Annotated in this window: 13 protein-coding genes; 8 read left to right on the top strand and 5 right to left on the bottom strand. The window is 73.9% G+C overall.

The annotated features are described in order from the left end of the window. The 4 genes from KBX63_RS35210 to KBX63_RS15150 all read left to right on the top strand — a co-directional run bounded on the left by KBX63_RS35210 (position 1) and on the right by KBX63_RS15150 (position 2,412). The gene (locus KBX63_RS35210; RefSeq protein WP_307871723.1) at positions 1 to 810 is read left to right on the top strand and encodes a hypothetical protein; all 810 of its coding nucleotides are present in this window, start codon (positions 1 to 3) and stop codon (positions 808 to 810) included. A gap of 677 nt (positions 811 to 1,487) precedes the next feature. Continuing rightward, positions 1,488 to 1,706 carry a winged helix-turn-helix domain-containing protein gene (locus KBX63_RS15140; RefSeq protein ID WP_210911723.1) on the top strand — a complete coding sequence of 73 codons (219 nt, stop codon included), beginning with the start codon at positions 1,488 to 1,490 and terminating at the stop codon, positions 1,704 to 1,706. A 199-nt stretch (positions 1,707 to 1,905) separates the two neighbouring features. After that, positions 1,906 to 2,175: a DUF6244 family protein gene (locus KBX63_RS15145; RefSeq protein WP_247662371.1), complete on the top strand. Its 270-nt coding sequence runs from the start codon at positions 1,906 to 1,908 to the stop codon at positions 2,173 to 2,175. Between the two features lie 75 nt (positions 2,176 to 2,250). Continuing rightward, on the top strand, positions 2,251 to 2,412 hold the full coding sequence (locus KBX63_RS15150; RefSeq protein WP_210911726.1) for a hypothetical protein: 162 nt from the start codon (positions 2,251 to 2,253) through the stop codon (positions 2,410 to 2,412). A gap of 214 nt (positions 2,413 to 2,626) precedes the next feature. Here KBX63_RS15150 and KBX63_RS15155 read toward each other — a convergent pair whose 3' ends face one another. Beyond that, entirely contained in the window at positions 2,627 to 3,619 is a 993-nt protein-coding gene (locus tag KBX63_RS15155; RefSeq protein WP_247662372.1) for an SEC-C metal-binding domain-containing protein, read from the bottom strand. A 104-nt stretch (positions 3,620 to 3,723) separates the two neighbouring features. After that, complete coding sequence (locus tag KBX63_RS15160) at positions 3,724 to 5,190, bottom strand: MFS transporter (protein ID WP_210911731.1); 1,467 nt, start codon at positions 5,188 to 5,190, stop codon at positions 3,724 to 3,726. Between the two features lie 216 nt (positions 5,191 to 5,406). Between KBX63_RS15160 and KBX63_RS15165 the strand changes: the two genes are divergently transcribed. Together KBX63_RS15165 and KBX63_RS15170 are read left to right on the top strand one after the other, a co-directional pair. Continuing rightward, a complete protein-coding gene (locus KBX63_RS15165) occupies positions 5,407 to 5,988 on the top strand; it encodes a TetR/AcrR family transcriptional regulator (protein WP_210911733.1) in 582 nt (193 codons plus the stop codon). A 646-nt stretch (positions 5,989 to 6,634) separates the two neighbouring features. Further along, positions 6,635 to 7,423 (top strand): triacylglycerol lipase, encoded by a 789-nt coding sequence (locus tag KBX63_RS15170; protein WP_210911735.1) that lies wholly within the window; start codon positions 6,635 to 6,637, stop codon positions 7,421 to 7,423. Positions 7,424 to 7,480: 57 nt separating this feature from the next. Here the strand turns inward: KBX63_RS15170 and KBX63_RS15175 are convergent, their stop codons facing one another. Next, complete coding sequence (locus KBX63_RS15175) at positions 7,481 to 8,353, bottom strand: aldo/keto reductase (protein ID WP_210911737.1); 873 nt, start codon at positions 8,351 to 8,353, stop codon at positions 7,481 to 7,483. Positions 8,354 to 8,579: 226 nt separating this feature from the next. On the opposite strand from KBX63_RS15175, the gene KBX63_RS15180 reads away from it, so the two are divergent. After that, a complete protein-coding gene (locus KBX63_RS15180; RefSeq protein WP_210911739.1) occupies positions 8,580 to 12,584 on the top strand; it encodes a CHAT domain-containing protein in 4,005 nt (1,334 codons plus the stop codon). Between the two features lie 58 nt (positions 12,585 to 12,642). Here KBX63_RS15180 and KBX63_RS15185 read toward each other — a convergent pair whose 3' ends face one another. Next, positions 12,643 to 13,104, bottom strand: a complete 462-nt coding sequence (locus KBX63_RS15185; protein WP_210911741.1) for a hypothetical protein — start codon at positions 13,102 to 13,104, stop codon at positions 12,643 to 12,645. After that, positions 13,101 to 13,421, bottom strand: coding sequence for a hypothetical protein (locus KBX63_RS15190; protein ID WP_210911743.1), 321 nt, complete (start codon positions 13,419 to 13,421; stop codon positions 13,101 to 13,103). Before KBX63_RS15190 ends, KBX63_RS15185 begins: the two co-directional genes overlap by 4 nt. A 263-nt stretch (positions 13,422 to 13,684) precedes the next feature. Between KBX63_RS15190 and KBX63_RS15195 the strand changes: the two genes are divergently transcribed. Continuing rightward, positions 13,685 to 14,050: a YciI family protein gene (locus KBX63_RS15195; protein WP_210911744.1), complete on the top strand. Its 366-nt coding sequence runs from the start codon at positions 13,685 to 13,687 to the stop codon at positions 14,048 to 14,050. Positions 14,051 to 14,124: the final 74 nt, after the last annotated feature.

A 14,124-nucleotide genomic window follows, 5' to 3' on the forward strand; every position in this document is an offset into this window, starting at 1 on the left:
GTGTCCTTCGAGGAGTACGCCACGCTCGCCCGCCAGCTGGCCGAGCAGCGCCGCGCCGGCGAGCGGGACGCCGCGGTCGAGTCCGAGCGCCGCCGCGACCTGCACGCCGCCGTCGACTACCTGCACCAGCGGCTGACCGCGCAGGGGCACCGCCTCGACCAGCTCGGCCGCGCCATCGGCGTCGACCAGCCGACGGCTGTCCCGGCACCCGCGCCGGGGCACCCGGACCCCACACCCGGACCGAGGGACGGGAGGCCCGCCGGCGCAGCCGGCGCGCCGGGGCGGGCGGATGTCGGGGCGTACCCCGAGCTGCCAGCGGGGGAGGCGCGGCTGGCGCTGCCGACGGCGGTGAGCCCGGCGGGCGCCGGGGTGCCGGCGCAGCGCGCGGCGGCGGTCGACCCGGCGGTGGAGTTGGAGCTGGCCCGGCGGATGGCCGACGAGGCCGACCGGCACGGGCAGCAGGCGGAGCTGCTGGCCCAGCGACCGGTGCTGCTGCCCACCTGGTCACCGCTGGCCCGCGCGGTCGCCGTTTACGCCGGGTGCGGGGCCGCCGCCGGGGTGCTCATGCTGGCCCTGGTGCTCGCCTCCGGGATCGGTCTGGTCGACGGGTTCACCCTCGGCGCGTGGATCTGCGCCGGGCTGCCGGCGCTGGCGTTCTTCGGCGGGTACCTGGTGCTGGGCAGGTGGGGGCGGCCCGCGATGGTCGCCGGCACCCCGCCGCGCTACCTGCCGCTCGGGTTCCTGATCTGCTTCCTGCTGGTGCCGATGGCCTACTGCGGCTACCTGCTGCTGGTCCGCGGCCTGCGCTGAGTCCGGCCCGGCCGGCGGCGCGTCTCGGGCATGATCCACTCGATATCGCTGACATCGGGGTGTCCGGGCCGGCGGGATGCCCCGACATCGGCGATGTCGTGTCGATCGTGACCGGCGCCCGACCCTGTCCGGCGGCGGGCCGCCGTCGTGCCAGATCGTCCACGGCGTCGACGCTCATTCGCCCGCCTCCGCCGTGGACTCGACCAGGAGGGCGAAACGGACGTCGGTGCAGGGGTAGTCCACGCCGCACTCGCAAAGCCAGCGGCGCACCACGCGGGGCGGGTGAGCGAAGAGGATGTCGTCGGCGTCCTCGACGTCCTGGTTGGACTGAGGCGGTGGCTTGACCCGTCGGAGGCGGGTGGATTGTTCGGGTGTTCGTCGGGGCGATCGGCCATCGGAGGGCTCCCGTCGGGTCGGTCTCCTTGCTGCTCATGGCGTTGTGCACGGTTTGCGTCGAGGCGGCGCGCGGGCTCGCCCCGGCACGCCCGGCCGGACGGAGGGACCGACCGACCGGGCGCTTTCTGCGCGGTGGGAAGAACCTGCTCCGGTTTGCAGACCAGGGAGCCGGCTGATTCGAACTTTGCCACACTAGTCTGTACTAGTCAACGACAGAGTAGTCCGTTCTTGTACTGACTAGTGGGGTGTGATCAAATGGCGGTGCAGACCAGGGAGACAAGATGCCCGCCAAGCCCAAGTGGGCGCAGCTCGCGGACCATATCCGAGAGCAGATTGCGTCCGGCGAACTCGCCCCAGGGGACAAGCTTCCGTCCACCTCCCAGCTTCGCGCTGAGCATGGTGTTTCGGCCGGTGTGGTGCGGCAGGCGATTCTCGTCCTGCAAACCCAGGGCCTCGTCGAAGGCGTTCACGGGCTGGGCGTGTTCGTCACCGAGCGCTGAGGCTCGCACCGCTCGATCCCCGTGCCGCCCTAAATCTTGGAAGGTCATGGCCCCCTGAGGGGCTGAAGTCTTCCAAGATTCACTGCGCGCGCCCTCACGAGTGAGCGAGCGGACGGTCGCGCTGGGTGCGGGGATCTCGTACGCTCCCATGTGGTCTCCGCAGGTGTCGTGGTGGAGGCGATGGTCGACCACGGGGAGGATGCGCGTGAGCGCAGCACAGATCATCGCGAGGTTGGCGGCGGCGTCGCAGAAGCTGGACGAGGCGAAGGCCAAGACGGCAGCGGCAGCACAGGACGCAGCCGAGGCGCGGGCGCTCGTCGCCGGGGCGCTGGAGGGCGTGGCAGCCGGCCCTCTGGTCGGCATGATCGACGCGTACCGTCAGGCCCTCGCTCAGGCGTCGCAGGGTGGCGAGCCAGCGAAGCAGCACGTCCAGGAGACGATCGCCAAGGTTCGAGCGCTGGGAAACTGACCACGGGTGGCGGTAGCACAAATCGGAACCAAGGCGCGCCGCCGGCCTCGCCCCGTCAGGATCGCCCGCGACAAGGTGAACCTCGACATCACCTGGCTCAAGGACGCCTCCCTGGAGGACGCGGACGCACTGCTGCCGCCGGAAGAGATCGTCGAGGACCTGGAAGCGGCGCTGCGCGAGTTCGCCGCTATCGCGGATGCCCTTTCTACGCGTGCCAGCCAACCCACGGATAGCTGACGAGGCGGATGTGCACGCCGGGGACGTCCCGCGAGCACGCTCTGAGCGCTCTTTCAAGGTGAAAGGACGCTCAGCCGGTGACGCAGACGGTGCCGACCATCCCGCTCGGAGCGTTATACCTGTGGGTCATAGATATGACTCACAGGTATAACGCTCACAAGGGACAGCGGTCCTCGGGGTCGTCGCGGAGAGGTGGCGACCGAGGGGCGGAGCGTCAGTCACGCGAGCGCGGCAGGCAGCACTTTTTGTACTTGGCACCCGACCCGCACCAGCAGGTGTCGTTGCGGCCGGGCGGCCAGGCCACCGGACCCACCTCGTCGAGGCTGTCCGCGTACTCGTCGAGGGTTTCCTCGTCGGTGGGGTCGCTGCCCGCCTGCTCGGCGAAGGAGGCCAGCCCCGCGACCGAGCCGGCGACCACGCCCAGGTCGGTGACGCCCAGCTCGGCCGCGTTGGCCAGCGCGCGTTCGATCTGGGCGCGGTGCTCGTCCCAGGTGGCGGGGTAGCTGTCGATCAGCGCGGGCCAGCGCACCAGCAGGGCGTCGAACTCCGCCCGCGGCCAGAACAGCAGCGTCGCCGGGCCGTCGTTCAGCGCGTCGAGCGCGTGGTTGCTCGCGGCGCGCAGCCGGTCGGCGAGGTTGTCGTAGTCGTCGTGTGGCAGGCCCATCTCCTCGCGGAGGTCGTGCCGCCGCTGGGTCAGCCCGTAGATCATGGCGGCGGCCTCGTCCTGCGCGTCCTCGGACTCGTGCTGCTGGGTCCGGGTCCGTTCCAGGATCGTGTCCAGCGCGCCGGTGAGCCACTCCAGCGCCGTCTCGGCGTGGCCGGCCTCCGCCAGGTCGTCGATCAGGTACGTGGCGTCGGGGTCGGTCTCCAGCAGCGGGCGCAGGGCGGTCAGCTCGGCCAGGCCCTCGTCCTCACGGCCGAGGCGCAGCAGCAGGCCGCCGCGCATCGATCGGGCGTACGCGTCGTCCTCCGGCTGTTCGGCGATGGCGCGGGTGGTCAGCGCGAGCGCGTCGGCCAGGTCGCCCGCCTGCACCAGGATGTCGGCGGCGACCAGCAGCGCGTACCCGGTGTCGTCGGGGTCGGCGACCCGGCCCGCGTCGACGGCGCCGACCAGCTCGGCGACGAGCGCGGCCGGGTCGGGGCTCGTGGGTCCCAGGGCACCGATCTCGTCGATGCGGTCGGCGGTCAGCAACTCGGACGTGGGCATGGGCGCATCCTGAAGACGACGGACGGTGGACGGGAAAGCGGCCAGCGTACTCCCGAACATGCCGCGGCCCGGGCGGCGAACCGCCCGGGCTGCGACACGGACCCTCAGCGGGTCGCCGGCATGGTGGCGAACTCGCCGGCTAGCTCCGACTCGACGATCGTCGCGGTGGACGGCCGGCGACCGGACGACGCCCGCCGGGCGGACGGGACGGCCAGGGCCGCGAGCGCGGCCGCCAGGGCGATCGCGGTGAGGACGAGAAATCCGGTCGTGAAGCCGGCCTCCCGGGGCAGTCCGTTGGCCTGCGGGTGGGCGGTGATCACGCCGCTGACCACGGCGGCGCCGATCGCGCCGCCGATGGTGCGGATGTTGGCGTTCATGCCGGTGGCCACGCCGGTCTGGCTGGCGGGCACGCTGCCCACGATCAGGTTGGCCATCGAGGCGAAGGCCAGGCCGATGCCGAGGCCGACCAGGCCGCCGGCGAGCGCGACCTCCCAGCGGGTGTCGTGCGCGGCGGCCAGCATCGCGGAGGCGGCCACGTTGAACGTGGCGCCGGTGGCGAGCTGCGCCTTGGCGCTGAAGACCGACTGGAGCCGGCCGGCGACCAGGCCCGCGACGAACATCGCAACCAGCATCGGGAGCATGAGCAGGCCCGCCTGGCTGATGCTGGCGCCGAAGCCGTAACCGGCGGCGGTCGGCGTCTGCACGAACTGCGGGAGGAACGCGTACACGGAGAACATCGACGCGCCGTAGAGCAGGGCGACCAGGTTGGTGGTCCAGACGCCGGGCAGGCGCATCATCCGCATGTCGATTAGTGGGTTGCTGGAGCGCACCTCGGCGACCAGCCAGCCGACCAGCAGCACCACGGCGAGCGCCAGCAGGCCGAGCACCCGGGGAGAGGTCCAGCCCCAGGCCGCGCCCTGACTGATCGGCAGCAGCAGCGCGACCAGCCAGCCGGAGAGCAGCAGGGTGGCCCGCCAGTCGATGCGTCCGGGGGTACGTACCGGCGACTCGGGCACGAAGAGGTACGCGGCGAGGGCGGTCAGCCCGACCACGACCATCGGGATCCAGAACAGCCACCGGTAGTCGAGCGTGCTGACGATCGGGCCGGCCAGCACGACGCCGAGGCCACCGCCGGCGGCGACGATCGCCGAGATGGCGGCGACGGCGCCGCCGACCCGCGCGGCGGGGAACTCGTCGCGGATGATGCCGAACGACAGCGGGAAGACCGCGCCGCCGATGCCCTGCACGACCCGGGCGATGATGAGGACGCCGATGTTCGGCGCGATGGCGGCCAGCAGGCAGCCGAGGGCGAGTGCGGCTAGCGAGACGACCAGCATCCGCTCCTTGCCGACCATGTCGCCGACCCGGCCGAGGATCGGCGTGAAGATCGACGCGGAGAGCAGGTAGGCGGTCAGTACCCAGGTCACGGTGTTCTGCGAGGTGTGCAAGTCCTGCTGGATGGTCGGCAGCACCGGGGTGATCAGCGACTGGAGCATCGCGAAGAACCCGGCGCCGGCCGCGAGCACGGTGAAGGTGAGCCGACGCGAGCTGCGTCGGGATGTTACTGCCACGAGAGAAAACTCCCTGATTGTGGTACGGAAGGAGGTTTGTCACCCGCCGTGCGGAGGCGGGCGGGCTGTCGGGCCCGGGCGATCGGGTGGCCAGGCGGATCGGGCGGTCCCGAGGTAAGCTAACCGGAGGCAGGCCTCCGGGATTCCGGAGGGGTGCCTCCACTAAGCTAGTGGAGGGTTTCCTCCGGATGCAACCAGGACGAGGTGACGCACGTCATGACCAGCGCGGGGCAGGCGCCCGAGGCCTTCGCCCGGCGGCCGAAGCGGGCCGACGCACGGCGCAACTACGACGCCCTCATCGCCGCCGCCCGCGACGCGTTCGCCGAGCACGGCGCCGCCGCCTCCCTGGAGGACGTGGCCCGGCGGGCCGGGGTGGGCATCGGCACGCTCTACCGCAACTTCCCGAGCCGGCGGCACCTCTTCGAGGCCGTCTACGTCGAGGAGGTCCGCGCGCTGAGCCGGACCGCCGAGGACCTGGCCGAGCTGCCCCCGTGGGACGCCCTCGTCGCCTGGCTGCACCGTTTCGTCGGGTACGTCGCCACGAAGCGGGCGCTCGCCGAGGAGTTGCTGCACGACTCCGAGATCTTCCGGACCTGCCGGACGGAGATCTACGCCGCCGGCGAGCCGCTGGTGAGCCGCGCCCAGGCGGCCGGCGTGGTCCGCGACGACGTCGGCTTCGACGACGTGGTGCGGCTGATCAGCGGGCTGACGATGGCCCAGTTTCCGTCACCCGAGCAGCGCGACCGGGTGCTCGGCGTCGCCCTGGACGGGCTGCGCCCGGCGGCCGCCGCCCGCTGACCGCTGACCGCCGCCCGCTGACCGCCGCCCGCTGACCGCTGACCGCTGAATCGTCGACGAGCAGCAGTCACTCGTCGTCGAGCCGCTTGACGACCGTGCCCGCCGGCCAGCGGTGACCAAGGTCGATCACCGCCCGCGCCTGCTCGACCTGCGGACCGCCGGCAGGACAGGCTGTCGAACGCGGCACCCTCGAAGCTGGCCGACGCGCCGAACCGGGCGCCGTCCAGCACGACCTCCCCGTCGGCGCTGAGGTCGTCGAGGACCACGTCACCGAAGACCGCCGCCCCGAACAGCAGCGGCCCCCGCGCGATCGCGCCCGCGAAGCTGGTCGTGCCGGTGAGGACCGCACGCGTGAAGTCCGCGTCGACCAGCGTGCAGCCGGTGGCGTCGAAGTCGACGAGCGCGGCGCCGGTCAGGTCCAGCACGACGTCCGCCGTCCCGCGCCGGGGTACGCGCGGCGAGCCTGGCGTCCGATGTGGAGGGAGGCCGATATGCCGGTTTGCGCCTCCATCGGAACAACGGGTTACCGGCGCGTAACAAGTCATTGACGTTTCCAAATTGTTGCGCGCATCATCGTCGCACGGTCGACCGGACACCCCCACCCACCTGCCCGGTTCGCCGGGTGCCTCCCCCCGGAGGTGCAGCCATGCTGCTCCGAAAGACCGTCCTCGTCCTGTCCCTCGCCACCGCCGCCCTGCTCGCGTCCACCGCCACGGCGACCGCCGCCCCCGCCGCCCCCGCCGCACCCGTGGCCGCCCCGGTGACCGTCGCCGCGGCGGCCAGCCCGGTCATCGTGGTCGGCGGGCTCAGTGGCGTCGCCGTCGCGTACGAGCCGATCGCCGCCCGGCTCCGTGGCGACGGCTACCGGACCTTCATCTACCAACTGCCCGGGCTGGGCCTCGGGGACATCCCCGCCTCCGCCCGCGCGTTCGCCGGCTACGTCAACCAGGTGCGCGCCAGCACCGGCGCGGCGACGGTGGACGTGGTCGCCCACTCCGAGGGAGGCCTCGTCGCCCGCTACTACCTCAAGCGGCTCGGCGGCACCGCCACCGTCGGCCGGTACGTCAGCCTGGGCTCGCCGCAGTACGGCACCTACGTGGCGAACATCCTGGCGTTCCTCGGCCTCGGCAGCTGCGCCGGCATCGTGGCCTGCCAGCAGATGACCATCGGCTCCGCGTTCCTCGCCGACCTCAACGCCGGCGACGACACCCCGGGCGCGGTGCGCTACACCACCATCCGCACCCTGCAGGACGAGCTGGTCCGGCCGACCGGAAACGCCGCCGTCAACGACGGCGCGACGAACGTGCTGATCCAGGCGTACTGCCCCCTGCGGGTGGTCGGGCACCTCGGACTGGTGCTCGACGGCACCGCGTACACCATCGTGCGCGGCGCCCTCGCCGACGGCCCGGTGCGACCCAACTGCATCGCCCTCTGACCGGCCGCGCGGGTGGTCCGGGCCCGGACCACCCGCGCTCCGCGCGATCGACGGAGGTCAGGTCGCCTTGGCCAGGGCCTCGAACTCGTCGTCGGTGAGCTGCACCTCCGCGGCGGCCACGTTCTCCTCCAGGTGCGCTACCGAGGACGTGCCGGGGATCGGCAGCATCACCGGCGACCGGCGCAGCAGCCAGGCCAGCGCGAGCTGCGCGGGCGACGCGCTGTGCGCGGCGGCGATCGTGTCCAGCGGCCCGCCCGGGCGCGCCAGCTCACCGGTGGCGATCGGGAACCACGGGATGAACGCGAGGTCGTTGCGCTCGCAGTACTCCAGCACGTCCTCGGCGCTGCGGTTGGCGAGGTTGTACAGGTTCTGCACCGAGACGATCGAGGTGATCGCGCGGGACTCCTCGATCTGCGGGACGGTCACCTCGGACAGCCCGATGTGCCGGATCTTGCCCTCCTGCTGCAGCAGCGCCAGCTCGCCGAGCTGGTCGGCGAGCGGCACCTGCGGGTCGATCCGGTGCAGCTGGTAGAGCGGAATCGTGTCCAGGCCGAGGTGACGCAGGCTCAGCTCACACTGCTGGCGCAGGTACTCCGGGCGGCCCACCACGCGCCAGTCGCCCGGCCCGGCCCGGGTGAACCCACCCTTCGTCGCGACGACCAGGTCGTCGGCGTACGGGTGCAGGGCGTCACGGATCAGCAGCTCGGAGACGAACGGGCCGTACGAGTCGGCGGTGTCGATGAACGTCACGCCCAGCTCGACCGCCCGGCGCAGCACCCGGACCGCCTCGGCGGGGTCCTTCGGGTCACCCCAGACGCCCGGCCCGGTGAGCTGCATCGCCCCGTAGCCGAGACGGTCGACGGTGAGGTCGCCGCCGATCCGGTAGCTGCCGGAAGCCTTCGCGGGTTGCTTGCTGACGTCGGTCGCCATACGCGGTTCCCCAATCGTTTCGTCGTGGCGGGGATGAGAGCGGCCCGCCACCCGACTGATGATCCCCCGAATCGCGACGCCCTATCCCCGGCGCGCCGGCACGCCGACTGTGGGCGCGGACACGGTGGCTGCCGGCAGATCCGGTTTACGGCCCTCCTGGCGCTGGCGCGCGCCGTGTCCGGTCTGCTACGCCTGATCCCAACCGGTGCGGCGGTCGGGAGGCACGATGTGGCGACGGTTCAGGTCTGACCCGGTGGGTCGGCTGCGGGAGCGGCTGGACCGCTTCGGCGCCACGACGGACCATCGCGCGGTGCTCGACTCCGGCGCGATCCGGGACGCCGAGGCGGTCATCGAGTTCGTGACCGCCACGCCCACGGACGGGCCGCTGCCGGAGCCGGTCGCGGAGGGCTTCTTCCTCCTCGCCTGCCTGCACTGGTACCGCTACCAGCTGCTGCCGCCCGGCGAGGACGCCGACGACCTCGGTCAGGCGGTCAGGCTCACCGAGTTCCTGGTGCGCTTCGCCCCGGAACGGGTGCCGCCGTCGCTGCTGGCCATGCTGCACGCGCACCGACCGCCGCCGGAGTCCGGACGAGTCCCCGGTCCACGGGGTCCCGGTGGCCCGGTGTCCGCGCCCGCCGGTTCCGACCGGGGCCCCGGTGTCGCTCGTAGGGGTACGGCGGGTCTGGCCGACGGCGAGGCCGACGCGTTGTTCCTCGAGGCCGTGATGCTGATGGCTGCCGCGGAGAACAACCGTGACTACCGGGGCGTCGACCGGGCGGCGGCGCTGCTGCGACGGGCGGTGGACGGCACGCCCGTTGGCGAGCCGGAGCGGTTGCACTACCTGTCCGCCCTCGGCAGGGTGCACCGCGAGCAGTTCCAGCACCTCGGCAGGCGGAGTGCCCTGACCTGCGCGATCGAGGCGCACCAGGAGAGCCTGGAGTCCACCTCGGCCGGCGATCCGGAACGTGCGGTCCGGCTGTTCAACCTCGGCAACGTGCTCGGCGACCGGTACGAGGTCGACGGCGCCCCGGCGGACCTGGACGAAGCGATCATGCTGCTGCGTGACGCGGCCCGAGCCACCGGCGGCAGCGCCTCGGTGCGCGCAATGGCGCTGGCCAACATCGGTCAGCGGCTACGCGACCGGTGGCACCTGCGGGGTCGGCCGGCCGACCTCGACGACGCGGTCGACTCGTTCGCCGCCGCCCGAGCCGGCGGCGACCCGCGCGTCGCCGCGCTGCACGGCACGGCGCTCGCCGAACGGTTCCTGCGCGACCGGGCGATGGCCGACCGGGATGCCGCGATCGAGGCGTACCGGTCGGCGTTGACCGGGTTCGGCGGTCTCGAACCGGAACTGACCGGCGTGGCACGGACCAGCCTGGCGACCCTGCTCGCCGAGCGGCACGAGAGCGACGGCGTCCCGGCCGACCTCGACGCGGCGATCGAGGCGTACCGGGCGGCGTCCGGATCCCGGTCGGCGCACGGTGGGCTGGACCCGGACGAGATTCGGCACGCGGTCGGCCGCCTGCTGGTGACCCGGTACGAGCGGCGGCGGCGGATCGACGACATCACCGAGGCGGTGCGGCTGCTGCGCGAGGGCGCCGACGCTGCCGGGGAACCGGTCCACCGGGCCCGCTGGCTCGCGGAACTCGGGTACGCGCTGGGCCGGGGGCACGCCGACCTGGGCGGGGTGAGCGCACTGCGGGCCGCCCGGGACGCGCTGACCGAGGCGGAGTCGCTGCTTCCCCGCGCCGACCCCCTGCGCCATCAGGTGTTCAACAATCTGGGCAACACCCTGCGCGAACTGTCCGACCAGGCGGGGGAGCCGGCGCTGCTGGAGCCGGCCGCCGTGGCACTGCGGGCCGCGGTTGCCGCCGCCCCACCGGATACCGCCGCACTGCCCGCGTACCGCTCGAACCTGGGCCTGGTGTTGCAGGCACTGTTCACCTCGACGCAGGACCTGGCCACCCTGACCGAGGCGATTCAGGTGCTGGGGCGGGTGACCGAGACCGCGCCGCCCGGGCACCCGGACCGGCTGCTGGCGCTCATCAACTACGGCTCCGCGTTGAACCGTCGGGTGGAGCTCGCTCTGGACGGCGCGCTGCCCGCCGGCGGCCAGCCCGCCGACCACATCAGGGCCGGGGCCGCCCGGGACGCCGACGCCGCGGTGACCGCGCTGCGCGAGGCGGCCGAACTGGCCGAACGGGAAGCCGAGCCGACCGAGTACGTGCAGACGTACGCCACCCTCGCCCTGGCCCACCTGCTGCGGCACCGTCTGCACGACGACGCGGCGGGGCTGAACGAGGCGGTCCGGCTCCTCCAGCGGCTGAGCGAGCGGCACCCGTTGGTCGGCGCGGAGCGGCACCGGATCCACACCAACCTCGGTAACGCACTGCTGCTGCGCTACCGGGCCTTCCGCGACGAAGCGGACGCCACCGCCATGCTGGCGGCCAACCGGGCGGCGGTCGACGCGCTGCCCGCCGAGCATCCCGCGCGCACCATGTGCCTGAGCAACCTGGCCACCGCCCTGGAGGCGGTCGCCACCCCTGCGGCGCTGGCCGAGGCGACCGCCGCGCTGCGCGCCGCCGCCGCGGTGGAGTCCGCGCCGTCGCTGCTTCGGGCGGGAGCGGCGAGCCGGTACGCGGACCACGCCGCCACGGCCCGCGACCTGCCGGCCGCGCTCGACGGGTACGCCACCGCGATCGAGCTGATCGACCTGGTGGCCTGGCACGGTATGGACCCCGACGACCAGGCCCGTCTGCTCGGGCTGTTCCCCGGGTTGGCCAGCGACGCGGCGGCGGTCGCCATCGCCGTCGACCGCCCGGAACGCGCCGTCGAGCTGCTCGAGTACGGCCGTGGGGTCCTGCTGGCCCGGGCCCACGACGCGGGCGCCGACCTGGCCGCGCTGCGCGCGCAGTCGCCCCGGCTGGCGGACCGGCTCGCCGACCTCCAGGCCGCCCTCGACGGATTCACCGCGCTCCCGCCCACCGGCTCGGACGGTCCGAGCGGCCGTGCCGAGCAGCGGTACGACCTCGCGGTGCGCCGCCGCGAGCTGCTCGCGGAGATCCGCGCCCGGCCCGGGTTCGCCGACTTCCTCCGCCCGCCACCGTTCGCCGCCCTGGCCGGGGCCGCGGTCGGTGGCCCGGTGGTGCTGGTCAACGTGGCCGTGCGACGCTGCGACGCGCTGGTGGTCGCCGACGGCCAGGTCACCGTGGTTCCGCTGCCCGGGCTGACCATGGCCGAGCTGGTCACCCGGACGGCGGGCTTCCTGACCGCGATCGCGGTGCTCACCGGGGCGGCGGCCCCGGACGGCCCGGAGCCGGCAGCGCAGCGCCGCCGGCTGGCGGCCCGGACCGAGGTCGGCCAGACGCTGGACTGGCTGTGGCGGGTCGTCGCCGCACCCGTGCTCGACGCCGCCGCGCCCGCCCCGGCGCCGACCGCCCCGTCCGGCGCCGAACCCGCCGGGGCCGACTGGCCACGGCTGTGGTGGTGCCCGACCGGGCTGCTCACCCTGCTGCCGGTGCACGCGGCCGGCCCGCTCGACGGCGGCGACGGGGTGCTGGACCGGGTGGTGCCGTCGTACACCGCGTCGCTGCGGGCGCTGGCGCACGCCCGGCGCGGCGTGCCGGCCCGGTCCGAGCCGGTCGACTCGGCGCTGGTCGTCGGCATGTCGCAGACCCCCGGCCTGGCCGACCTGCCCGGTGTCGCACAGGAGGAGGAGATCGTCCGCCGCCACCTGCCACGGGTCCGCGCGCTCCTCGGCCCGGCGGCCACCCCGGCGGCCGTGCTCGCCGCGCTGCCCGACCAGCCGGTCGTCCACCTGTCCTGCCACGGCACGCAGGACCTGCGCGCCCCGGCCTGGGGGCGCCTCACGCTGGCCGGTGGCCCGCTGCACGTCCGGGACCTGTGGCGCCCCGCCGGCCGGCCGGGCGCGCTGGCCGTCCTGTCCGCCTGCGAGACGGTGCGCGGCGGGGCGGCCCTGCCCGACGAGGCGCTCACCCTCGGCACCGCGTTCCAGCTCGCCGGGTTCCGGCACGTCATCGGCGCGCTCTGGTCCATCTCGGACGCGCTGACCGTACGGCTCTGCGCCGACCTGTACGCCGGCCTCGCGGTGCCCGGAGGGATCGCACCGGAGCGGGCGGCGGTCGCCCTGCACCGGTCGGTCCGCCGGCTCCGCGCCGCCCTGCCCGGCCGCCCCGACACCTGGGCCGGCTACGCCCACCTCGGCCCCTGAAGCTCACTGTTAGGAAGGGCCCCTTGTACAACACCAGGCGTTAAGAAGGTGCCCTTCCTTACATCTGGGCCGGCGCGTACCAGATCACCCCGACCGCGGCGACCAGCAGCGCGGTGCAGAGCAGCACCAGCTGCACCCCGGTCCGCAGCGACCGGACCGCCGCCATGGCCTCCAGGTGGTCGCCGAGCGGGGCCGGTGGGAGCGCCGCCACCGGGGTCACCGCCAACCTGCCGTGCGCCGCGCGTAGCAGCGCCAGCGCCCCACCCACCCCCGCGAGCAGCGCGGCGAGCAGCAGGACGCCGACCAGCGCGCCCCAGTGCGGGGCCAGCGTGCTGACGTCGGTGCGGCCCCGGATCAGGCTGAACCCGACCAGTGCCACCAGCAGACCGCCGAGGCCGTTGCGCCACGCCACCGCCGCCGCGCGGACCCGCTCCAGCTCACCGCGCAGCAGCCCGGCCAACTGCTGCGCGCGGTGCAGGTCGGCGACGGTCGCGGGCGGCCCGGGGCGCAGCCGGATCACGCCTCGACCTCCAGCCGCAGCGTCCAGTACGCGCCGCAGCCGCGCAGCCCGGCGGGGCGCGAAGGATGGTCGGCCTCGCACTCGCAGAGCACCGTCCGATAGCCCGGGTCCGGGGCGGCTGCCGAGGCTTCCCGCCGGTACAGCTCGTCGACCACGGTGCTGGTGGTCGGGTGGTCGCACCGCGGGCATCGCCCGCTGAGCAGCACCGCGAACTCGAACTCCCGCACCGCGAAGCCCGCCGCGGCCCGCGCCGCGTACGCCTCGTCGGTCACCTCGACGTACGGCAGCGGGCCCGTCGCCGGTTCGTCGTCGCGCATCCCGACCTCCCGCCGCCCGCCCGGACCGTCCACCGTAGCCGGTCACGCCGCCCGGGTCAGCCGGCGTGTCGGATGACCACCAGCACCCGGGCGGCCCGCACGCCGACCGTGGCGCGCGGGTGCCGCCGCGGGCCCGACCGGGGCCAGTTGGGCGGAGCGAGCGGTGCGACCCCCGTCGGCGTGCGACGCTGGGCGCGTGCCGACGACGCCGGCTCGGGCAGCCGGGCTGGTGCGTACCCGGCGCGACGGCGGAGGGAGCACCCATGGCGGGAGTGCCGCAGGTCGACTTCGCGCTCGACACGTACGAGTGCATCGTGATCTATCCCGGCGCGGCCGGACGGGCCCTGTCCAACGAGACCGTGCAGCGGTTGCAGGCCGAGCACACCGAGCACATGCAGGCGTTGCAGCAGCGCGGCATCATCCTGGTCGCCGGCTCGGTGGACGGGCCGGCCCGCAACCCGGAGCCGCCGATCGGCTTCGGGCTGGCCCGCACCGGCAGCGTCGACGACGTGCGCAGCGTCCTGGAGGCCGACCCGGCGGTGCAGGCCGGGCTCTACCGGGTGGACGTGCTGACCTTCCTCTGCCCGGCCGGGTCGTTGGAGTTTCCGCTGGCCAAGACCGAGAGCTGACCGGTCGGGCCATCGGCGGCTGTCGTGATGGTGACGGCGGTCGGCCGCCCGCCGGTGCTACGGTCGCGCCCAGC

Origin of the sequence: Micromonospora sp. U21 (assembly GCF_018070045.1) — a bacterium.
Classification (GTDB): Bacteria; Actinomycetota; Actinomycetes; order Mycobacteriales; family Micromonosporaceae; genus Micromonospora.

Excerpts from the sequence above, each read along its gene's own strand:
- KBX63_RS15140 (WP_210911723.1), top strand. The coding sequence starts at position 1,488 with ATGCCCGCCAAGCCCAAGTGGGCGCAGCTCGCGGACCATATCCGAGAG.
- KBX63_RS15145 (WP_247662371.1), top strand. The coding sequence starts at position 1,906 with ATGCGCGTGAGCGCAGCACAGATCATCGCGAGGTTGGCGGCGGCGTCG.
- KBX63_RS15155 (WP_247662372.1), bottom strand. The coding sequence starts at position 3,619 with ATGCCCACGTCCGAGTTGCTGACCGCCGACCGCATCGACGAGATCGGT.
- KBX63_RS15165 (WP_210911733.1), top strand. The coding sequence starts at position 5,407 with ATGACCAGCGCGGGGCAGGCGCCCGAGGCCTTCGCCCGGCGGCCGAAG.
- KBX63_RS15170 (WP_210911735.1), top strand. The coding sequence starts at position 6,635 with ATGCTGCTCCGAAAGACCGTCCTCGTCCTGTCCCTCGCCACCGCCGCC.
- KBX63_RS15175 (WP_210911737.1), bottom strand. The coding sequence starts at position 8,353 with ATGGCGACCGACGTCAGCAAGCAACCCGCGAAGGCTTCCGGCAGCTAC.
- KBX63_RS15180 (WP_210911739.1), top strand. The coding sequence starts at position 8,580 with ATGTGGCGACGGTTCAGGTCTGACCCGGTGGGTCGGCTGCGGGAGCGG.
- KBX63_RS15190 (WP_210911743.1), bottom strand. The coding sequence starts at position 13,421 with ATGCGCGACGACGAACCGGCGACGGGCCCGCTGCCGTACGTCGAGGTG.
- KBX63_RS15195 (WP_210911744.1), top strand. The coding sequence starts at position 13,685 with ATGGCGGGAGTGCCGCAGGTCGACTTCGCGCTCGACACGTACGAGTGC.